Source organism: Aeromonas sp. R10-1 (assembly GCF_040908465.1).
Lineage (GTDB): Bacteria > Pseudomonadota > Gammaproteobacteria > Enterobacterales > Aeromonadaceae > Aeromonas > Aeromonas caviae.
Genome location: NZ_JBFODT010000026.1, coordinates 21,999 through 41,871 on the forward strand (window position 1 = coordinate 21,999; position 19,873 = coordinate 41,871).

Here is a 19,873-nt window from a genome sequence, read left to right on the forward strand (position 1 = left end):
GTGGCGCCCTGCGCCCGACAGAGGAAGAGAGCATGAAAATTCTGGTTGTATGCGGACACGGCCTGGGCACCAGCCTGATGATGGAGATGAGCATCAAGAGCATTCTCAAGGAGCTGGCCGTGACGGCCGAGGTGGATCACCGGGATCTCGCCTCTGCCGGCAGCGAGAGCGCCGAGATCTTTGTCGCCACCCGCGACATCGCCGAACAGCTGGTCAGCATGGGGGTCGACGGCCGGCTGGTATCGCTGGACAACATGGTCGACAAGGCCGCCATGAAAGAAAAACTCGCCATCGCCCTGCGCGAGCTGGGCGCACTCTAACCCCTTTGCGACTGTCTGGGCGGCCGGTGAGCCGCCGCTTCCATCTGCTTGGAGCTGACCATGGAATTTTTCAATTTTCTGATGTTTGACGTGCTGTCGGAGCCGGCCGTGCTGGTTGGCCTCATCGCCCTCATCGGCCTGATCGCCCAGAAGAAACCGGTGACCGAGTGCATCAAGGGCACGGTCAAGACCATAATGGGCTTCGTCATCCTGGGAGCCGGCGCCACCCTAGTGGTGAACTCGCTGGGCGACTTCGCCACCATCTTCCAGCACGCCTTCGGCATCAAGGGGGTGGTGCCCAACAACGAGGCCATCGTCTCCATCGCCCAGCAGTCGTTCGGCAAGGAGATGGCGATGATCATGTTCTTCGCCATGCTGGTGAACATCCTGATCGCCCGGCTCACCCCGTGGAAATTCATTTTCCTGACCGGCCACCACACTCTCTTCATGTCGATGATGGTGGCGGCCATCCTCTCCGCCGGCGGCATGAGCGGCATCCCGCTCATCGCGGTGGGCAGCCTGGTGGTCGGCGTGACCATGGTGCTGTTCCCGGCCCTCGCCCACCCCTACATGAAGCAGATCACCGGCTCCGATGACGTGGCGCTCGGCCACTTCTCCACCTGCTCCTACGTGCTGGCCGGCTGGATCGGCGCCAAGTTCGGCAACAAAGCCCACAGCAGCGAAGAGGTGCAGGTGCCCAAGAGCCTGCTGTTCCTGCGCGATACCCCGGTGGCCATCTCCTTCACCATGGGCATCATCTTCCTCATCACCTCCGCCTTCGCCGGGCCCGAGTTCGTCGCCAGCGTCGCCAAGGGCAAGCACTGGTTCATGTTCTCCCTGATGCAGTCCATCACCTTCGCCGCCGGGGTCTACGTGATCCTGCAGGGGGTGCGGATGGTCATCGCCGAAATCGTGCCGGCCTTCAAGGGGATCTCCGACAAGCTGGTGCCCAACGCCAAGCCGGCGCTGGACTGCCCCATCGTCTTCCCCTACGCCCCCAATGCGGTGCTGATCGGCTTCCTGTCGAGCTTCGCCGCCGGTCTGGCGGGCATGGTGCTGCTCTACCTGCTGGGGCTCACCGTCATCATTCCAGGCGTCGTGCCGCACTTCTTTGTCGGTGCGGCGGCCGGGGTGTTCGGCAATGCCACCGGCGGTCGTCGCGGCGCTCTACTCGGTGCCTTCGCCAACGGCCTGCTGATCACCTTCCTGCCGGTGTTCCTGCTGCCGGTGCTGGGGGATCTCGGCTTTGCCAACACCACCTTCAGCGATGCCGACTTCGGCGTGGTGGGGATCCTGCTCGGCCTCATCGTACGCTGATCACTCTTGCCCATCGGGGGCATGGCCGACGGTGCCATGCCCCCGCTCATCTTCCCGCACTGCCAGCCGGGCCCCACCAGCCAGAACAACGTCGAAAATATGTGCAAACACAGTGCGTTGGATCGGATTTTCACCCCATAGCGGCAGCATCTGACAGGGGAGTGCGATATGCTGATGCGCTGACGTTCAACCCGACCTCGCTCGAGGCCCTTTCCATGAAATACCTGGTAGTACAAACCAAACAGATAGGAGATGTGCTGATCTCCACCGCACTGTGCAACAACCTCAAGCAGCACGACCCTGCCGGGGAAGTTCACTATCTGGTCATGGATTACTGCGCGGGCATGGCAGAGGGAAACCCCAACATCGATCGATTGATCGTCATCGAGAAGGCGCGCCGCAACGAGTGGCGCTATATGAAGGATTTGCTGCTGGGCATTCGCCGCGAACGCTACGATGTGGTGATCAACAGCCAGGGCCAGATGATAGGCCTGCTCACCTGTCTCTTCTCCGGCGCCCGCCTGCGGATCGGCTTCGACTCCTTCCCATGGCGCCTGGGCCACAACCGCATCGTGCGCTTTCGCCATGACACCGAGCATCAGGGCAACAGCACCCTGGTGGATGACCGGTTTTCACTGCTCAAGCCGCTCAAGCTGGCCAGCGAGGATCGCAACTACTACCTCTGGCTCAGCGACGAGGAGAGACAACGGGGGCGCGAGACCCTGCTGGCCGCTGGCGTCGACCCGACCCGGCCACTCATCGCCATGGGAGTGAACTCCCTCGGCCATTACAAGCGCTGGCCCATCGACTGCTTCGCCAAGGTCGCCCAGTGGCTCATCGAGGAGCACAATGCCCAGATCCTGGTCTATTGCGGACCGGGGGAAGAGGAGTACAACCGGGGGCTGAAGCCGCTGCTGCCAGAAGCGCTGCAGGCCAGCGTGTTTGACCATGTTCAGACCCGCTCGGTACGGGAGCTGGTGGGGCTTTTCGCCCATTGCCAGCTTTTCGTCGGCAATGACACCGGACCGCGCCACATGGCGCAGGCGCTGGATATCCCCCTGCTCACCATCGTCTCTCCCCTCGGACACTCCGCCATTGCCAATCCCGTCTCTCATCCCCGTTATCGCTTCGTCGACACGGGTCGTCAGGATCCGCAGCAGGAAGTGCGCGAGGTACAGATGCAGCTGGATCAGCTCTGGAGTCAAGTCACACCCGTCACCGGCAAGCAGGCAGATGGAGACATGGCTCCCCTGCCCACTGTCTAGCACGGTGATGCCATATCGCCGTCATTTGCGCAGGCGGAAGAACTCCTTCTGCCATTCATAGAGATACCCTGACCAGCCTTTGGCCTTGGCACGCAGGAACACAAGACCGGATGAGCGTTTCCAGCTGTGCTGGAACCAGTGGGTCATGTAGCGCTCTGCCGCCGGCTCGAAATGAATCGCCTCCCCCTGGTAGTTGTAGAAATAGTGCACGGGGGCGATCAGGGCGGTATCCCCTGATGATGCCAGCTTCTCCGAGACCAGGTGTGTCATTATCTCCGGCCCCATGTACATGGGAGAGGACATGATCTCCTGTTCATAGAAGCGCACCAGTTCGGACAGCATGGCCGAATCTTGTCTGGCGTAGATGACCGCGGTGCCGATCAGCCGATCTGATTCGTAGCCAACGCCAAAGGCCACGGACTCGAAGAGCGGGAAGGGATCCTGGTTGATGGTGACATCGGTATCCAGATACAGACCCCCTTCCTGAGCGAGGATCTTGAGCCGCAGGTAATCGGTCACGAAGGCCAGCAGGCCTCGCCGGTAGCACTCCCGGGCAAAGGTGCACTCCTGTATCCAGCGTTTTACCTGCGGATCCGTGTCCAGCCAGAGCTTGTAGTCGTAACCCTGCTTGCGCCAGTCATCGATGCACACGTGCGCCAGAGGAGGCAAGCGGCTGCCGAGCCAGATGGCGTGAATGGTTCTGTTGGTCGCACTCATGCCTTGCCCCCCGCCTGTTTCATGTTCCACAGGGCCATCCTGACGAAGCGGTAGAAGCGATAGAGTTCACGGGTCAACTTGAATCCCAGCGGAACTTTCTTCAGCACGACCTGATTCTGGATGTCGCTGCCCATGTCCCGCGGACTGTAGATGGCATAGGGAATCAGGCCGGTACAGATGAGCCCGGTGCGATAGGACTCACCGATGAAGTTGTCGACCGAACAGAGCCACCGCTGGCTGTGGGCCAGCAACCGGCGGGCCCCTTGGGGAGAGATGCTGTATCCCGTGGTCCAGCACGAGTTGTTGTGCCAGAACATGAGCTGCATGTTGTCCACTGTAGTCAGGGCCGTGGCGGTACCGATCTGGGGTTCCACCTTCACGTACTCGTACTGTTCGTGGATCTTCGGCAGGGTACCCACCACCTCTTCAAAATACTGGGTGGGCAGGAAATCGTCTTCCAGGATGAGGATGGGCTCGTCGAGCTCGACACACTTCTCCCACAGCAGATAGTGGCTGGCATAGCACCCCTTTTCCCCGGGCGTCAGCGGTCTGCTGCGAAACCGGATCCTGTGCTGATCATCCGGCAGGGCCTGCAGCCGCTCGGGCAGCCCCTCAAAACCGTTCACTGCGCTGAAAAATTCGAAGGGGATGCCTCTGGCAGAGAGCACAGACTCGACACGACTGCGCCGCTCGACGGCCCTGTCCAGACTAATGACGTAAATTTTCATGACCTTCCTTTCCAAGCCTGTTCAGTTCCCAATGCAATGCGGTCGAGTAGATGGCGCCCATGAAGACGCTGAATACCCACTGCCCGGAACGCATGTAGAAGAATGATTCGAAGTTGTTGATGATAAGCCAATAGAGGATGAAGGAGATGGCCAGCATCTTGATGAAACGGGACGAAACCGGACAGCACAGCACCTGGCGGAGCACCGAGAAGAGCGTGCCATACAGCACCAGGAAGCCGGCAATGCCCCAGCACACCAGTGTTTCCATGTTGGAGTTGTGCAGGTGACGAAACTCCCGGGTAATGTAGTCAGGCAGCGTCTTGGAGAGGGTGATCACCAACGACTGGCTGCCATAGCCTGTCCCGAAGAAGGGGTGAGCCAGGAACCACTGGATGGCCTCCAACCAGGTCTTCAATCGCACACCGATGCTGAAGTCCCGTACCTCGTTCCAGTTACCCGTCAGGATGGCATGCACATCCCCCTGATGCACGAAGCCGGCCAGCAACCGCTCCCGGATGAACGAAACCTGATACAGCGCCAGCATGGTCATCAGCAAGATGGCGTAGGTCAACACCACCTTGCGCCTTGGCCAATGCTCTCCTCCCCCCAGCAAGGGGAGGATGGCCAGCGAAGCCGAGATCGCCAGCCAGGACTGACGGGACTGCAGAATGACGGAGAAGACCCCGAACAACAGGATACCAAGCAGAATCCCGGCATTGCCCAGCGACAGCTTCCTGAATTTCGATGTAAGCAACAAGAGCACAAAAAACAGGAAGCAGGCACCCGCGATCAGGGAGCCGTGCTGGGCATTGCGGTAATTGAAATCTACCCTGGCCCCATCAAGACCTGTCTCCACGATGGAGAAGAAGGAGGAGTGATAGGCAAAGGTGAAAATGACACCGAGGCAGAAGGTCAGCAGGGTGATGACAATGCGGCGCGGGTCCCCCTTCAGCCAGTAGGCGAGACCAAGGAAGAAGAAGAGGTATGCCATCGACTTCACAGAAGGGTATTTGAGGGCATACTCGGGCACGAACTGTCTGGATGCGACCCAGCTCAGGCTCTGTACCACCAAGGCCAGACAGAGCAGTTGAAAGATCCTGTTCCTTGTAAAGAAGGCCCTCTCCACATAGAAGGCCATCAGGGTGGCCAACACTATGATGGTCTGGCAGACGTCGGCGATCAGCTGAATCGAATCCTTGAACAGGGTGTAACCCAGAATATTCAGGAAGATGAAGTTGCCGAACGCCTGGCCGTGAAAGATGCGGAGAAAATCGTCACTCGTCGATGAGTCATGATCTGTCATACGGAGCAAGGTGTATTCCCTGTCAGGTTTTTCGGAAGACATAGTTGCCACGGATCTTGCGCCACAGGCCGAACATGTCGGTGCGGGGGAAGATGGCGATCCGGCGGATCTGGAACGGATCCCGGTGCATGGCTCTGGGGCCGCTGTTGGTGGCCACAGCATAGCGATAACCGGCGGCAACGGCCTGGGCTTTTGCACTGTCGTTCAGATCCCCGTAAGGATAGGCAAACGAGATCAGGGGATGGCCGAGCAACTGCTCCAGCCAGGCCTTGTTGGCCTGGATCTGGTGGGCCTGCTCCTCTGGGGGGAGCGTGCTCAGGCGGGGGTGAGTCAGGGTATGGCCCCCGATCTCCACATGACCGGAGGCCACCAGCGCCTTGATCTCCTCAGGGGTCATCAGGGTCACCGGGGTATCGGGGTGGGTCGGGTGCTCCACATCCCAGCGATTGTGATCCTCGCCGGTCACCACATAGACCACCGCCTTGTAGCCATACTTTTCCAGCAGCGGCAGCATGCGGGTGAGGTTGTCCCGATAGCCGTCGTCCACGGTGATCATCAGGTACTTCTTGCCGTATTGAAGCCGGTGGATGAACCCGTTCTCCGCCAGGTCGGCAAATGTCAGCGTCTCGTAGCCCAGCCACTTCATCAGCTTGAGGTGCTTCTCGAACATGGCGACCGGGAGCCAGGTGCCATGCACTCCCTTTTCGCTCTCGTGCTCGATGAAGCGGTGATACATGATGACCGGCATCTCCCGGCGCAGGGTCTCGACCACGGCATCCTGATAGACGGATTCCAGCCCGGTCACGACGCCTTGCAAATCATACTCTTGCAGGATCCGTTGACGCACTGGGTCTGGCACCACCTTGGAGGCCAGCGCCGAAGGGATCTGCGCCTTCAGACCGGCAAAATCGATGGCCAGATCCCTGGGGCCGATGTCGCCGAAGTTGCTGGCAAGCGCCTCGTCCAGATTCTGCTCCGTCACCAGACCGATGGCCCTGGCTTCGCCGATGGCAAACGCCGGACGACCGCACAGCAGCGCCTCCATAGCCACCCGACCGGCACCGATCACCAGATCGCAGCCCGCCATCAGGGCGGGCACATCGTCCACATAACCGACGAAGTCGACCTTGTCCTGAAAACGGGCAAAACGCGCCGGCACCTGGGTACCGCTGACGACGCGCACCCGGCAGGCTTCCAGATCCAGTACCTCGTCCAGCAACCGGTAGCAGAGCTCCCCCTTGGGACCGCTCAGCCGACCAATGATGGCGATCACCGGTTTGTCGTTGTCCGGTATCGGCACGGGCTGGAACTTGTCGGTCTCGATGCCGTTGCGCAGCACCTGCACCATGGCCGGGTCCACCCCCAGGTTGTCGATGATCTGGCTGGCGATATCCTCGCACACTGCCACCGCCCGATAGCCCAGCGCATGGAATGCCTTGCGGGAGGCGTGTACCGGCTGGCGCCCGTGCACCGTGGTGATCATGGGGGTGCCGGTCAGTTTACAGGCGACGTAGCTGCTCCAGCCCGAGGCGCGCGAATGGGCGTGTACAAGCTGGATCCTGTGCTTGCGGATCAGATAGATGAGATAGAAGACGTGCCAGAAGCGGCGCAGGATGCTGCGCTTGTTGAAGCGCAACCGAAAGACCGGCCCCAGAGTCGGTTTGGTCAGGGTGTCAGAGACGTAGAAAACCTGGTGGCCACGGCGGGTCAGCTCGTTGCCGACCGTGGTGGCATAGACCTCCGCGCCCGTCACTTCGAGCTGGGAGAGAGCCATCAATATGTTCATGCAAGCGCATCCGATCGACGGGTGGCCAGAGCCACCCGTCAGAGGGGGATCAAGCCCGGTTCAACCAGGCCATGTAATCGGCCACGCCTTCGGCCACAGTCTTGAACTCGCCGTCATAGCCGACGCCGCGCAACTTGGTGAGATCCGCCTGGGTGAAGCTCTGGTAGCGACCCTTGAGGTGATCCGGGAAGGGAATGTATTCGATGGCGCCTTTCTGGTGATGCCTGATCACGGCTTCCGCCACGTTCTGGAACGGCTCAGCCCGGCCGGTGCCGCAGTTGAAGATGCCGGAGTGCTGCGGATTCTGCCAGAACCAGAGGTTCACCTTGCAGACGTCGTCCACGTAGATGAAGTCGCGCATCTGGCCGCCATCCGGGAAGCCGTCACAGCCCTCGAACAGCTTGGGATTGTCACCCTGCTTCACCTGGGTATTGAGGTGGAAGGCCACGGACGCCATGGAGCCCTTGTGCTGCTCGCGGGGACCATAGACGTTGAAGTACTTGAGACCCACCACCTGAGAGTTGATCTCCGGCATCCAGCGACGCACGTACTGATCGAACAGCTGCTTGGAGTAGCCGTAGACGTTGAGGGGCTGCTCGAACCTGGGATCTTCGATGAAGTTGTCGTTGCGCCCGCCATAGGTCGCGGCGGAAGAGGCGTAGATGAACGGAATTTCCCGCTCGATGCAGTAGTGGAACAGATCCTTGGAGTACTCGTAGTTGACCTCCATGATGAACTTGCCGTTCCACTCGGTGGTCGCGGAGCAGGCGCCTTCGTGGAAGATCACCTCGATGCCGTCATCCCACTCCTCGAATTCGTCACCGGAGACGATCCGCGCCTGGAACTCGTCCTTGTCCATGTAATCGGCGATGGTGAGGTCGACCAGGTTGACGAACTTGGTGCCGTCGGTCAGGTCATCAATGACCACGATATCGGTCCGTCCTTGAGCGTTCAGCTGCTTGACCAGATTGCTGCCGATAAAGCCAGCACCGCCAGTTACTACGATCATGGAGTTTGCCTCGCGTACGTTGTGGCCCCGTGTGACTGCCTGTTAAAGCTGTGTATAGTGGGCCAATTTGAAATTGCCGAAAAGTTTATCACGGGCCGCAAGGGGATTCGACCTCGATGACTTTTCCCCTTAGGGCCCGGCAGAGGGAGCAGCGATGAAGACCAGAGACAGGATCATCCACAGCGCCACCGAGCTGTTCAACGATCAGGGCGAGCGCAACATCACCACCAACCATATTGCCGCACACCTTGGCATCAGCCCGGGCAACCTTTACTACCACTTCAGAAACAAAGAAGACATCATCCACTCCATCTTCGATCAGTACGCCCGCCACCTGAGCGACAGCTTCACTCCGATCCGCAGCAGCGAGATCCGGCTGGAGGATCTGATGGGCTACCTGGATGCCATCTTCTATTTGATGTGGCAGTTCCGCTTCTTCTACGCGAATCTGCCGGACATCCTGAGTCGCGACGAGCTGCTGCAGCAGAAATACCTCAAGGCACAGGAGCAGCTCCGTGCCACCGTGGAGACGCTGCTCAGAAGCCTGCGCGAAGGCGGCATCATCGCCGTCAGCGATGAAGACCTGCCGGATCTCGGCCAGACCATCAAGATGGTCGTCACCTGCTGGATCCCGTTCCAGATCGCCCAGGCCCCGGCCACCCGCATCACCAAACCCCTGCTCTACCAGGGGGTCTTGCGGGTGCTGTTTTTGCTGCGCCCCTACGTGCAGCCACAGGTGGCCCCCCAGATACATCAACTGGAGCAACATTATCACCAACTGGCCCAACCAGCCGGGTGAGATCTGTTTCACAATTGTTGATTATCAGCATAAAAATTTGAATTTATACGCAGGGATTACAGTAAAATGTTGCCCATTCTAGGGTCTGTCGGCGTTTCGTCGCGACCGTGACGACGCCGAACCGTGCGGGTTGCACGGCCTGGGATCCTGATAACACAGTCGATACAGCAATGAGGACCGAGGATGTCTAACGGATTCTATCGTCACCTGACCGAACTGCTCGAACAGGTCAAGGCGGAAGGGCTATACAAGCAGGAGCGCATCATCACCTCGGCCCAGCAGGCCCAGATTGCGGTGGGCGGCGAGCAGGTACTGAACTTCTGTGCCAACAACTACCTGGGGTTGGCCAACCACCCCGACCTGATTGCCGCCGCTCATCAGGGGCTCGAGAGCCACGGCTTCGGCATGGCCTCCGTGCGCTTCATCTGCGGTACCCAGGACCAGCACAAGGAGCTGGAGCAGAAGCTGTCCGCCTTCCTCGGCACCGAAGACAGCATCCTCTACTCCTCCTGCTTCGACGCCAACGGCGGTCTGTTCGAGACCCTATTCGGTGCCGAAGACGCCATCATCTCCGACGCCCTCAACCATGCCTCCATCATCGATGGGGTGCGGTTGTGCAAGGCCAAGCGCTATCGCTACGCCAACAACGACATGGCCGAACTGGAAGCCCAGCTCAAGCAGGCCGATGCCGACGGCGCCCGCTTCAAACTGATCGCCACCGACGGTGTCTTCTCCATGGATGGCGTCATCGCCGACCTCAAATCCATCTGCGATCTGGCCGACAAGTACGATGCGCTGGTGATGGTGGATGACTCCCACGCCGTCGGCTTCATCGGTGAGAACGGCCGCGGCACCCACGAATACTGCGAGGTGATGGAACGGGTCGACATCATCACCGGTACCCTGGGCAAGGCGCTGGGTGGCGCGTCCGGTGGCTACACCTCCGGCAAGAAAGAGGTGATCGACTGGTTGCGTCAGCGCTCCCGTCCCTACCTCTTCTCCAACTCCCTGGCACCCTCCATCGTCTCGGCCACCATCAAGGTGATCGACATGCTGGCCGAGGGTCACGACCTGCGTGCCCGCCTCAAGGAGAACAGTGCCTACTTCCGCGAGCGCATGAGCGCCGCCGGCTTTACCCTGGCCGGTGCCGATCACGCCATCATTCCGGTCATGCTGGGGGATGCCAAACTGGCCGCCGAGATGGCGAGCCGCATGCTGGACGCCGGTATCTACGTGGTGGGCTTCTCCTTCCCCGTGGTACCCAAGGGTCAGGCGCGCATCCGGACCCAGATGTCCGCCGCCCATACCCGGGAGCAACTGGACAAGGCGATCGATGCCTTCATTCGCATCGGTCGCGAGCTCGGTGTGATTTGATCACATGGCTGGCTGATTAAAACGGGGGCCAAGGTTGGGCCCCATTTTATTACCCTCTGTACCCGGCATGGCGCCGTGAGGAATCTGTCATGAAAGCACTCTCCAAACTCAAATCCGAAGTCGGCATCTGGATGACCGATGTCCCGGCTCCCGAGCTCGGCCACAACGATCTGCTCATCAAGATCCGCAAGACCGCCATCTGCGGCACCGACATGCACATCTACAACTGGGACGAATGGGCCCAGAAGACCATTCCCGTCCCCATGGTGGTGGGGCACGAGTATGTGGGAGAGGTGGTCGCCGTCGGCCAGGAAGTGCGCGGCTTCGCCATCGGCGATCGCGTCTCCGGCGAAGGCCACATCACCTGCGGCCACTGCCGCAACTGCCGTGCCGGTCGCACCCACCTGTGCCGCAACACCATTGGTGTGGGTGTGAACCGCCCGGGTTCCTTCGCCGAATACCTGGTGATCCCGGCCTTCAACGCCTTCAAGCTGCCGGACAACATCCCCGATGAGCTGGCCGCCATCTTCGATCCGTTCGGCAACGCCGTGCACACCGCCCTCTCCTTCGACCTGGTGGGTGAAGACGTGCTCATCACCGGCGCAGGCCCCATCGGCATCATGGCCGCTGCCGTCTGCCGTCACGTTGGCGCCCGTCACGTGGTGATCACCGACGTCAACGAATACCGGCTGGAACTGGCCCGCAAGATGGGCGCCACCCGTGCCGTCAACGTGGCCAAGGAGAAGCTCTCCGATGTCATGGAAGATCTCGGCATGACCGAAGGGTTCGATGTGGGGCTGGAGATGTCCGGGGTGCCCAGCGCCTTCCAGGACATGATCGACAAGATGAACCACGGCGGCAAAATCGCCATGCTCGGCATTCCTCCCTCCACCATGGCCATCGACTGGGGCAAGGTGATCTTCAAGGGACTCTTCATCAAGGGGATCTACGGCCGCGAAATGTTCGAAACCTGGTACAAGATGGCAAGCCTCATCCAGTCTGGCCTGGATCTCAGCCCCATCATCACCCACCATTTCCATATCGATGACTTCCAGCAGGGCTTCGAAGCCATGGGCTCGGGTAAGTCCGGCAAGGTGATCCTGAACTGGGATTGACGACACGCGGAGGGGCGCCTGGGCAATCAGTGTGCCCTATTTTGTTCAGCCTCACGAAACCCGGCGCATGCCGGGTTTTTTTATGTGGGATCACCCCTTCCCGCTCTGCCACTTTGTTTGCAGATTGCTTAACACTTCACACACAAGCGTTTAAATGACTGTAACTATTCGGTTATAATCCCGTCGTTTTCTGGGGATAATAAGAGCCTGCTGGGAGTACATGAGCGTGTTGAAAAAACTGAGCTATTTGCTGGCTGCCGGGATGGCGGCCGCCACTCTGTCCGGCGCAGTCCTTGCCGCCGATGACATGTCGACAGAGGCTATCGCCGAGCGTATTGCCCCGGTTGGCCAGGTTTATACCGCCAAGGATCTGGAAGGCATTGCGACCGCCGCGGCCGCGCCTGCGGCAGCCTCCTCCGGCCCCCGTGACGGCGAGACCGTGTTCAAGGGTGCCTGCTTCGCCTGCCACGATACCGGTGCCGCCGGCGCCCCCAAGCGAGGTGACAAGGCCGCCTGGGAGCCACGCATCGCCCAGGGCTTCGACACCTTGCGCAAACACGCCATCGAAGGCTTCACCGGCAAGGCTGGCATGATGCCACCGCGGGGGACCTGCGCCACCTGCAGTGACGAAGAGATCGAGAACGCCATTCACTACATGATCGACAAGCTCTAAGTAATTGAAAGGGCTCCTCTTGCAGCCCTTTCAATCCCATCACTTCCGACTACGCTTGAAGGTAAGTTTTTTCGGGAGTGTTGCATGTCAGTTCAGCCCACCACACCGCCAGACTCGCACTCCTTGCTGGCGGTCGTCTCCTCCATCATGGATTTCCCCGCCCCCGGCATTGCCTCCCCCGAGGATTACGCCCGACTGGTCGGTCTGCTGGACACACTCTGCCCTCTGCAACATTTCGCCATGCTGGGGCTGGCCGACGGGGGGCTGAACTGGCGCTACACCTATCAGCTTCCCGACGTGTTCAAGCAACAATTGGGACGGGAAGAACCTCGCCTCACCGAACAGCTCACCCGGCTCGATGAAGGTCAGGGCTGGTGCGTGCAGCCTGTGGAGCATATCGACGTGCAGTGGTTGTTGGCACGCAGCACCCCGGAGCAGGCACCCACCCTGAGGCTGCTGCTGGAGTGCCTGGCCAAACGCCTGCACGAAACCCAGACCGGTACCCAGCTGGCGGGGCAGGCCTCCCCTCTCATGCAGCGGGATCCCCAGTGGCAGGAGAAAATCGAGAAGATCGGCCGAGTCATGCGCCTGGCTCACAACCTGCCTCAGCATGCCCTGTTTGCCCAGTTGGAAGCTGTGTTGCGCCAGATGCTCTCGGTCAGCGACATGTTGCTGATCCGGCTGGAAAACCAGCGACTGGAGCGACTCTATCCACCACACCTGACATACGACGATGACATCATTCGGGCCATGTGCCACAGCACCAACAGCGTAGAGCGCCATGAAGAGGGGCTTTACTGGTACAGCCTGCCCCTGCGCCAGCAGCAGCAATACTTTGCCCACCTCATCCTCAACATGACCCGGCCTCTGGAAACCGATGACAGGCTGTTCCTCGATTTCCTGCGCCATCAGCTGACCCTGTTGCTGGAGCTCAAAAGGGTGCGACAGCAACTCGATGAGCTCAACTCGGAGGAGTCCATCAACCAGCGACTCCAACAGCTGCGCCAAACCAACTTGAGGTTGCAGAAACGGCTCAAGCATCATCAGGAGCTGGAGCGGCGGCTCCAGTTCAATGCCCTGCACGACCCGCTGACCCAGCTGCCAAACCGGGCTCTGCTGATGAATCACCTGCATCATGCCATGACCCGCTACCGCCGTTACCAGACAGCCGGCTTCACCCTGATTTTCGTCGATGTGGATCACTTCAAGCAGGTCAATGACGCCCTGGGCCACAGTGCCGGCGATCAGTTGCTGCAGGAGCTGGGCAGCAGGCTGCAAGGCTGCATCCGGCAAAATGACATGGTGGCGAGGCTCGGAGGGGACGAATTCGTCATCTATCTTGACAACAGCCAGCGGGAAGAGGACATCAGCCCCGTGCTCAATCGCCTGATTGGCCGTATCGGCCATCCGTTCCGGCTCCAGGGCAACGAACTGACCATCACCGTCAGTCTGGGGGTCGCCAGCGTGACGGAGCAAACGGCCGATGTCAGTGAACTGCTGCACCAGGCAGACCTCGCCATGTACCAGGCCAAACGCAACGGCCGCAGCCGCATCGTCATGTATTCGGAGGCCTGTACCGAACAGGCGGGGTCACCGGAAGAGCGGCTCTTCAGAGCCTTGCGGGAAGGGCGGATTGTGCCCTACTTCCAGCCAGTGATCAGGCTGTGTGACAGCCGCCTGGTCGGACTGGAGGTGATGGCGCGCTGGATAACGGAGGAAGGGGAGCTCAAGGATGCATTCGACTTCATTCCTCTGGCGGAACAGTGCGGCCTCATTCAGGATCTGGACCGCCAGATCCTCAAGCGCACCTGCCAGCAACTGAAGCTTTGGCAACCCGCCTCCGGGGTCGGTCGTTTCAGGATAGCCATCAACCTCTCCGGCAAGCACCTGGCCAGCCACGAGCAGATCATGCAACTGCTCACCATCATGGAGGAGGAGGGTGTCATCCCCGCATGTTTCATCTTTGAGTTCAACGAACGCGAGCTCTCCCGGCAGAGTGCCGACTCCCTCACTGCCCTGCATGAACTGAGGGCGAAAGGGATCCAGGTCAGCCTGGATGACTTCGGCACCGGCTTCTCTTCCCTCAACGCCCTGTTTCACTTCCCGGTGGATTACATCAAGGTGGACGACAGCTTCACCCATCGCATGTTGAACTCCCCCAAGGATCTGGCGCTTATCCGTGCCATGCGGGACATCTGCCAGGACCTCGACTTCACCCTGGTGGTCGAGGGGATCGAAAATCAGCAGCAGTTGCAAAAGCTCATCGAGCTTGGCTGCGCCCTCGGGCAAGGGCGCCACATCTCGCCCCCGCTGCCGGGAGCCGATATTCCCCCCCTGCTGGGTCAGGCTTCCCGAGAGACCAAGCCTTCCGACCTCAATCCTTCTTGAACAGGGCCCGCAGGTTGGCGACACCAACCTGCCCCTTCTGCTGGCGCTCCTCGGCCGTCACCTTCTTCTGGTTTTCCCACTCCAGGTCATCCTGGGGCAGCTCCAGCAGGAAGCGGCTCGGCTCCGGCCGCACCGACTCGCCAAACTGGCGGCGCTCCTTGCAGAGAGTAAAGGTCAGCTCGGTCTGGGCCCGGGTGATCCCCACATAAGCGAGGCGCCGCTCCTCCTCCACGTTGTCCTCGTCGATGCTGGTCTGGTGCGGCAGCAGCCCCTCCTCCATGCCCACCATGTAGACATAGGGAAATTCCAGCCCCTTGGAGGCGTGCAGGGTCATCAGCTGCACCTGATCCGCCTCATCCTCCCCTTCGTTGCGCTCCATCATGTCCCGCAGGGTGAGCCGGGTAACCACCTGAGCCAGCGTCATCGACTCCTCCAGCTCATCCCCTTCCAGCATCTCGCTGATCCAGCGATAAAGGGTGGAGACGTTTTGCATCCGCATCTCCGCCGCCTTCGGACTGGGGGAGGTCTCATAGAGCCACTCCTCGTAATGGATCTCCTTGATCATGTCCCGTACCGCCTCCACCGGATTGCCGCGCAGCGCCTGATCGCCAAGCCTCACCAGCCAGTTGGTGAAGGCCTGCAGGGCGGATAGACCGCGTCCGGAGAGGTGTTGCTCCAGCCCCAGCTCGAAACTGGCGGCAAACAGGCTCTTGCCACGCTGGTTGGCGTACTGGCCCAGTTTTTCGAGGGTAGTGGGGCCTATCTCGCGGCGCGGCAGGTTGACCACCCGCAGGAAGGCGGTGTCCTCATCCGGGTTAACTAGCAGCTTGAGGTAGGCCATGATGTCCTTGATCTCGGTGCGGGAGAAAAACGAGGTACCGCCGGAGATACGGTAGGGAATGCGGTTGGTCATCAGCGCCTTCTCGAAGATGCGCGACTGATGGTTGCCCCGATAGAGGATCGCGTAATCCTTGAACCGGGTGCGGTTCATGAACTTGTGGCCCATCAGCTCGGCGGCGATACGCTCCGCCTCGTGCTCCTCATTCTTGGCAAACAGCACCTTGAGCTTCACCCCCTCGTCCAGCTCGGAGAAGAGCGCCTTGTCGTAGACGTGGGGGTTGTTGGCGATCAGGATGTTGGCGCACTTGAGAATGCGCCGCTTGGAGCGGTAGTTCTGCTCCAGCTTGATGAGTCGCAGATTGGGGAAATCTTCGTTCAGCAGCACCAGGTTCTGCGGCTTCGCACCGCGCCAGGAGTAGATGGACTGGTCATCGTCACCCACCACGGTGAAGCGGGCCCGCTCGCCGACGATCTGCTTCACCAGCTCGTACTGACTGGTGTTGGTGTCCTGGTATTCGTCGACCAGCAGATAGCGGATCTTGTTCTGCCAGCGCTCGCGCACCTCCTGATTGCTCTTGAGCAACAGGGTCGGCATTACGATGAGGTCGTCGAAATCCAGCGCGTTGTAGGCCACCATCTGGCGGTGGTAGCGCTCGTAGAGCTGGGCCATCAGCACCTCTTCCGGCCCGTGGGCGATGCGCATGGCGCGGGCAGGCAGGATGAGATCGTTCTTCCAGTTGGAGATCTGGCTGATGAGGGCCGAGAGCTTGTCCTTGTCGTTGTCGAGCTCCGCCTCGGTCAGCTCTTTCAGCAGCGCCAGCTGGTCGGTGTCATCGAACAGGGAGAAGTTGGCCTTGAGGTTCAGGCTCTTGTGCTCGCGACGAATGATTTCGAGTCCCAGGGTATGGAAGGTGGAGACCATCAGCCCCCGCGCCTCCTTGCGACCCAGGGTCTGACCGACCCGCTCCTTCATCTCCCGCGCCGCCTTGTTGGTAAAGGTGACCGCCGCTATGTTGCGTGCGTTGTAGCCGCACTGCTGTACCAGATAGGCAATCTTGTTGGTGATGACGCGGGTCTTGCCCGATCCGGCACCCGCCAGCACCAGGCAAGGGCCGGAGACATACTTGACCGCTTCGTTCTGATTGGGGTTGAGCTTCATGGGCCGGATCTCTTGGCTTATGATGAGGGGCGGCATTGTAGCAGAGATCCCGCGGGCAGCCGAAACCGGGCACGGGATCCCGCCACTTCATCTTGTGTTTGCCCGCCATTTTCCGGATCATGACCGACTTTTCCAGACGAGATGAGGGGAGCATGAATCAGCAACAGCACGCCCGGCTGCGCGGCCAGTTTCCGGCCTTGGCGCAGGAGGTGAACGGCCACCCTCTGGTCTATCTGGACAACGCCGCCACCACCCAGAAACCGCAAGCCGTGCTGGATGCGATCAATCACTACTATCGGGCCGACAATGCCAACGTGCACCGCGCCGCCCATGCCCTGAGCGGCCGGGCCACACGCGCCTTCGAAGATGCCCGCGAGACGGTTGCCCGCTTTATCAATGCCCCTCGCAGCCACGAAGTGATATGGACCCGTGGCACCACGGAGGCGATCAATCTGGTGGCCCAGAGCTGGGGGATGAGCGAGCTGAGGGCGGGGGATGAGATCGTGCTCAGCACCCTGGAGCATCACGCCAATATCGTCCCCTGGCAGCTGGTCGCCCAGCGTACCGGTGCCGTCATCCGGGTCATCCCCCTCGATGAGCGGGGCGATCTCGACATCGCTGCCTATCTGGCCCTGCTGGGACCACGTACCCGACTGGTGAGCGTGGCTCACGTCTCCAATGCCCTTGGCACCGTCAATCCAGTCAAAGAGATGGTGGCAGCGGCCAAGGCGGTCGGGGCCCTGAGCCTCATCGACGGCGCCCAGGCGGTGGCCCATCTCGTGGTGGATGTGCAGGCTATCGGCTGCGACTTCTACGCCTTCTCCGGCCACAAGCTCTATGGCCCGACCGGGATCGGCGTGCTGTGGGGCCGCACTGAACTATTGGAGCGGATGCCCCCCTGGCAGGCCGGCGGCGAGATGATAGACAGGGTCAGCTTCAGCGGCACCACCTTCAACACCCTGCCCTTCAAATTCGAGGCAGGCACCCCCCATATTGCCGGCGCCATCGGCCTGGCCGCAGCCATCGGCTTTGTGATGGAGCAGGACAAGGATTCATTGGCCAGCCATGAAGCGGCGCTGACCGACTATCTGGTTGCCGGACTGCAACAGGTGCCAGGGCTGCGTCTGGTCGGCGAACCTGGTCAGCGCGCCGGCGCCGTCTCCTTCCTGCTGGAGGATATCCACCCGCAGGACGCCGCCACCCTGCTCGACATGCAGGGCATAGCCCTGCGGGTCGGCCATCACTGCGCCATGCCGCTGATGGAATCGCTCGGTATCGGCGGCACGATGCGCGCCTCCCTGGCCTGCTACAACAATCGGGACGATGTCGACGCCCTGCTGACCGCCCTGCACAAACTCCGTGACTTCTTCTAAGGCAGACAATCCAATGAACAGCCTCGCAACCTATACCCGGATAGGCGTTGAGCCCGACGCAAATAGCATCCGTCAGCAGTTTGCGGCAGCAAACGGCTGGGAGAACCAGTACCGACTCATCATCCAGCTCGGCAAACTGCTGCCCGCACTGCCCGGCGAATGGCAGCAGGAGGCATTTCGCCTCAAGGGGTGTGAGAGCCAGGCCTGGTTGAAAGGGGAGAAAGGTGAGGATGGTAACTGGCACTTTGCTTGCGATTCCGATGCCCGCATCGTGCGCGGTCTGATTGTCATCGTACTGGCAGCGCTCAACCACCAATCTGCAGCGACGATCCACTCCTTCGACATGGAGGGCTATTTCAGCGAACTGGGGCTGGAGAAACACTTGAGCCCGTCGCGGGGCAACGGGCTCAGAGCTATCGTGTTGGCAATCCGGCAGGCTGCCTAACCCACCTTGTACAGTGGTCGATCAGGCTTCGCCAATCGACCCGGTGTCTTCATTCCCGGCCTCTTTCTCGGCGCGGGCTCCCCGCTCGGCAATCTTCTTCAAGACCCGGGACGCGGCAACCAAGCCAAAGGTAGCCGTCACCGGCGTCACGGCACCGAAGCCGGAGGCGCAATCCATCTTCATGTTGCCGTCACTGGCCGCCTTGGCCTGACAGGTGCCACCATTGCCATCCGGATAACTCAGCTGTTCGGTTGAGAAGACACACTCCACCCCGAATTTGCGCGCCGGATTCTTGCTGAAGTTGTGCAGTCGGCGCAGGTCGGAACGCACCTTGGCGGCCAGCGGATCCTGAATGGTCTTGGCCAGGTCGGCCACGGTGATCTGGGTCGGGTCCATCTGCCCGCCGGCACCGCCCGCCACGATCACCGGGATCTTGTTGCGCTTGCAGAAGGCAATCAGCGCCACCTTGGCCTTGACCGAGTCGATGGCATCCACCACATAGTCAAACTCCCGCTTGATATGCTCGCCCAGGTTGTCGGCGGTGACGAAGTCATCCACCTCGATCACCTCGCAATCCGGGTTGATGGCACGGATGCGCTCGGCCATCACCTCCGTCTTGAGACGGCCGACCGTGCCCTGCATGGCATGGATCTGGCGATTGGTGTTGGTGATGCAGATATCATCCATGTCGATCAGAGTGATCTGGTTGATGCCGGCCCGAGCCAGCGCCTCGGCCGCCCAGGAACCGACGCCACCTATCCCGACCACACAGACTTTCGCCTGGCTGAAGGAGCCAAGGGCACGCTGGCCATAAAGACGGGCTATGCCCCCGAATCGCTGTAGATACTCTGCTTTCATACCACCACCTTGCTTGAGGGCGGCCATTATAGCGGCAACCTCTCTCAGGGGCGATGATCGGATGATGGCGGTGTTGATGAGAGGGAAAAGGAGTGTGGTGTCGGGAACGAAAAAAAGCCCAGTCTTTCGACTGGGCTTCTTGTTAGTGGCGGAGCGGACGGGACTCGAACCCGCGACCCCCGGCGTGACAGGCCGGTATTCTAACCGACTGAACTACCGCTCCGCATTCGGTTAGCTTTCGCTAAATTTTTTGCCGCTTATTCTGAGGTGTCATCCTCGCAGCCGGTCATGTCTTTCACATCACCGTTTAATTGGGTGCCTGGCAGTGTCCTACTCTCGCATGGCGAATGCCACACTACCATCGGCGCTACAGCGTTTCACTTCTGAGTTCGGCATGGGGTCAG

At 60.5% G+C, this 19,873-nt stretch carries 17 protein-coding genes and 1 tRNA gene; 10 read left to right on the top strand and 8 right to left on the bottom strand.

Annotation, left to right across the window (positions count from 1 at the left end):
* Positions 1 to 32: 32 nt before the first annotated feature.
* The 3 genes from AB5Y93_RS13770 (at position 33) to AB5Y93_RS13780 (ending at position 2,902) form a co-directional block, all read left to right on the top strand.
* Entirely contained in the window at positions 33 to 320 is a 288-nt protein-coding gene (locus AB5Y93_RS13770) for a PTS sugar transporter subunit IIB (protein ID WP_016349013.1), read from the top strand.
* A 60-nt stretch (positions 321 to 380) separates the two neighbouring features.
* Complete coding sequence (locus AB5Y93_RS13775) at positions 381 to 1,637, top strand: PTS ascorbate transporter subunit IIC (protein WP_368229634.1); 1,257 nt, start codon at positions 381 to 383, stop codon at positions 1,635 to 1,637.
* A 215-nt stretch (positions 1,638 to 1,852) separates the two neighbouring features.
* Complete coding sequence (locus tag AB5Y93_RS13780; RefSeq protein ID WP_368229635.1) at positions 1,853 to 2,902, top strand: glycosyltransferase family 9 protein; 1,050 nt, start codon at positions 1,853 to 1,855, stop codon at positions 2,900 to 2,902.
* 21 nt (positions 2,903 to 2,923) lie between these two features.
* Here AB5Y93_RS13780 and AB5Y93_RS13785 read toward each other — a convergent pair whose 3' ends face one another.
* The 5 genes from AB5Y93_RS13785 to rfaD are packed head-to-tail and all read right to left on the bottom strand — an operon-like array spanning position 2,924 to position 8,445.
* Complete coding sequence (locus AB5Y93_RS13785; RefSeq protein WP_039041138.1) at positions 2,924 to 3,619, bottom strand: glycosyltransferase family 32 protein; 696 nt, start codon at positions 3,617 to 3,619, stop codon at positions 2,924 to 2,926.
* Positions 3,616 to 4,347 carry a glycosyltransferase family 25 protein gene (locus AB5Y93_RS13790; RefSeq protein WP_042864640.1) on the bottom strand — a complete coding sequence of 244 codons (732 nt, stop codon included), beginning with the start codon at positions 4,345 to 4,347 and terminating at the stop codon, positions 3,616 to 3,618. The genes AB5Y93_RS13785 and AB5Y93_RS13790 overlap by 4 nt, the downstream gene beginning before the upstream one ends.
* Positions 4,328 to 5,650, bottom strand: coding sequence for an O-antigen ligase family protein (locus AB5Y93_RS13795; protein ID WP_368229643.1), 1,323 nt, complete (start codon positions 5,648 to 5,650; stop codon positions 4,328 to 4,330). The genes AB5Y93_RS13790 and AB5Y93_RS13795 overlap by 20 nt, the downstream gene beginning before the upstream one ends.
* A 22-nt stretch (positions 5,651 to 5,672) precedes the next feature.
* Positions 5,673 to 7,436 (bottom strand): polysaccharide deacetylase family protein, encoded by a 1,764-nt coding sequence (locus AB5Y93_RS13800; protein ID WP_368229636.1) that lies wholly within the window; start codon positions 7,434 to 7,436, stop codon positions 5,673 to 5,675.
* Between the two features lie 49 nt (positions 7,437 to 7,485).
* Positions 7,486 to 8,445: an ADP-glyceromanno-heptose 6-epimerase gene (gene rfaD / locus AB5Y93_RS13805; RefSeq protein WP_039041134.1), complete on the bottom strand. Its 960-nt coding sequence runs from the start codon at positions 8,443 to 8,445 to the stop codon at positions 7,486 to 7,488.
* Between the two features lie 154 nt (positions 8,446 to 8,599).
* On the opposite strand from rfaD, the gene AB5Y93_RS13810 reads away from it, so the two are divergent.
* The 5 genes from AB5Y93_RS13810 to AB5Y93_RS13830 all read left to right on the top strand — a co-directional run bounded on the left by AB5Y93_RS13810 (position 8,600) and on the right by AB5Y93_RS13830 (position 14,794).
* Positions 8,600 to 9,244 carry a TetR/AcrR family transcriptional regulator gene (locus AB5Y93_RS13810; protein ID WP_010672429.1) on the top strand — a complete coding sequence of 215 codons (645 nt, stop codon included), beginning with the start codon at positions 8,600 to 8,602 and terminating at the stop codon, positions 9,242 to 9,244.
* 183 nt (positions 9,245 to 9,427) lie between these two features.
* Positions 9,428 to 10,618 carry a glycine C-acetyltransferase gene (locus tag AB5Y93_RS13815; protein ID WP_368229638.1) on the top strand — a complete coding sequence of 397 codons (1,191 nt, stop codon included), beginning with the start codon at positions 9,428 to 9,430 and terminating at the stop codon, positions 10,616 to 10,618.
* An 89-nt stretch (positions 10,619 to 10,707) separates the two neighbouring features.
* Complete coding sequence (gene tdh, locus AB5Y93_RS13820) at positions 10,708 to 11,733, top strand: L-threonine 3-dehydrogenase (RefSeq protein WP_010672427.1); 1,026 nt, start codon at positions 10,708 to 10,710, stop codon at positions 11,731 to 11,733.
* A 220-nt stretch (positions 11,734 to 11,953) separates the two neighbouring features.
* Positions 11,954 to 12,406, top strand: a complete 453-nt coding sequence (locus AB5Y93_RS13825) for a cytochrome c5 family protein (RefSeq protein WP_039041132.1) — start codon at positions 11,954 to 11,956, stop codon at positions 12,404 to 12,406.
* 84 nt (positions 12,407 to 12,490) lie between these two features.
* The gene (locus AB5Y93_RS13830) at positions 12,491 to 14,794 is read left to right on the top strand and encodes a bifunctional diguanylate cyclase/phosphodiesterase (RefSeq protein WP_049636418.1); all 2,304 of its coding nucleotides are present in this window, start codon (positions 12,491 to 12,493) and stop codon (positions 14,792 to 14,794) included.
* Here the strand turns inward: AB5Y93_RS13830 and rep are convergent.
* The gene (gene rep / locus AB5Y93_RS13835) at positions 14,781 to 16,793 is read right to left on the bottom strand and encodes a DNA helicase Rep (protein WP_010672424.1); all 2,013 of its coding nucleotides are present in this window, start codon (positions 16,791 to 16,793) and stop codon (positions 14,781 to 14,783) included. The genes AB5Y93_RS13830 and rep overlap by 14 nt on opposite strands.
* A 152-nt stretch (positions 16,794 to 16,945) precedes the next feature.
* On the opposite strand from rep, the gene AB5Y93_RS13840 reads away from it, so the two are divergent.
* Complete coding sequence (locus AB5Y93_RS13840) at positions 16,946 to 18,166, top strand: cysteine desulfurase (RefSeq protein WP_368229640.1); 1,221 nt, start codon at positions 16,946 to 16,948, stop codon at positions 18,164 to 18,166.
* Positions 18,167 to 18,179: 13 nt separating this feature from the next.
* Positions 18,180 to 18,611 carry a SufE family protein gene (locus AB5Y93_RS13845; RefSeq protein ID WP_368229641.1) on the top strand — a complete coding sequence of 144 codons (432 nt, stop codon included), beginning with the start codon at positions 18,180 to 18,182 and terminating at the stop codon, positions 18,609 to 18,611.
* A gap of 21 nt (positions 18,612 to 18,632) precedes the next feature.
* On the opposite strand, the gene tcdA is transcribed toward AB5Y93_RS13845, so the two are convergent.
* Both tcdA and AB5Y93_RS13855 read right to left on the bottom strand, forming a co-directional pair.
* The gene (gene tcdA / locus AB5Y93_RS13850; protein ID WP_029313443.1) at positions 18,633 to 19,469 is read right to left on the bottom strand and encodes a tRNA cyclic N6-threonylcarbamoyladenosine(37) synthase TcdA; all 837 of its coding nucleotides are present in this window, start codon (positions 19,467 to 19,469) and stop codon (positions 18,633 to 18,635) included.
* Positions 19,470 to 19,615: 146 nt separating this feature from the next.
* Positions 19,616 to 19,692 (bottom strand) — tRNA-Asp (locus AB5Y93_RS13855).
* Positions 19,693 to 19,873: the final 181 nt, after the last annotated feature.

What these genes read in the sequence shown, in the direction of transcription:
- AB5Y93_RS13770 (WP_016349013.1), top strand. Translation starts at nt 33, where the DNA reads ATGAAAATTCTGGTTGTATGCGGACACGGCCTGGGCACCAGCCTGATG.
- AB5Y93_RS13775 (WP_368229634.1), top strand. Translation starts at nt 381, where the DNA reads ATGGAATTTTTCAATTTTCTGATGTTTGACGTGCTGTCGGAGCCGGCC.
- AB5Y93_RS13780 (WP_368229635.1), top strand. Translation starts at nt 1,853, where the DNA reads ATGAAATACCTGGTAGTACAAACCAAACAGATAGGAGATGTGCTGATC.
- AB5Y93_RS13785 (WP_039041138.1), bottom strand. Translation starts at nt 3,619, where the DNA reads ATGAGTGCGACCAACAGAACCATTCACGCCATCTGGCTCGGCAGCCGC.
- AB5Y93_RS13790 (WP_042864640.1), bottom strand. Translation starts at nt 4,347, where the DNA reads ATGAAAATTTACGTCATTAGTCTGGACAGGGCCGTCGAGCGGCGCAGT.
- AB5Y93_RS13795 (WP_368229643.1), bottom strand. Translation starts at nt 5,650, where the DNA reads ATGACAGATCATGACTCATCGACGAGTGACGATTTTCTCCGCATCTTT.
- AB5Y93_RS13800 (WP_368229636.1), bottom strand. Translation starts at nt 7,436, where the DNA reads ATGAACATATTGATGGCTCTCTCCCAGCTCGAAGTGACGGGCGCGGAG.
- rfaD (WP_039041134.1), bottom strand. Translation starts at nt 8,445, where the DNA reads ATGATCGTAGTAACTGGCGGTGCTGGCTTTATCGGCAGCAATCTGGTC.
- AB5Y93_RS13810 (WP_010672429.1), top strand. Translation starts at nt 8,600, where the DNA reads ATGAAGACCAGAGACAGGATCATCCACAGCGCCACCGAGCTGTTCAAC.
- AB5Y93_RS13815 (WP_368229638.1), top strand. Translation starts at nt 9,428, where the DNA reads ATGTCTAACGGATTCTATCGTCACCTGACCGAACTGCTCGAACAGGTC.
- tdh (WP_010672427.1), top strand. Translation starts at nt 10,708, where the DNA reads ATGAAAGCACTCTCCAAACTCAAATCCGAAGTCGGCATCTGGATGACC.
- AB5Y93_RS13825 (WP_039041132.1), top strand. Translation starts at nt 11,954, where the DNA reads ATGAGCGTGTTGAAAAAACTGAGCTATTTGCTGGCTGCCGGGATGGCG.
- AB5Y93_RS13830 (WP_049636418.1), top strand. Translation starts at nt 12,491, where the DNA reads ATGTCAGTTCAGCCCACCACACCGCCAGACTCGCACTCCTTGCTGGCG.
- rep (WP_010672424.1), bottom strand. Translation starts at nt 16,793, where the DNA reads ATGAAGCTCAACCCCAATCAGAACGAAGCGGTCAAGTATGTCTCCGGC.
- AB5Y93_RS13840 (WP_368229640.1), top strand. Translation starts at nt 16,946, where the DNA reads ATGAATCAGCAACAGCACGCCCGGCTGCGCGGCCAGTTTCCGGCCTTG.
- AB5Y93_RS13845 (WP_368229641.1), top strand. Translation starts at nt 18,180, where the DNA reads ATGAACAGCCTCGCAACCTATACCCGGATAGGCGTTGAGCCCGACGCA.
- tcdA (WP_029313443.1), bottom strand. Translation starts at nt 19,469, where the DNA reads ATGAAAGCAGAGTATCTACAGCGATTCGGGGGCATAGCCCGTCTTTAT.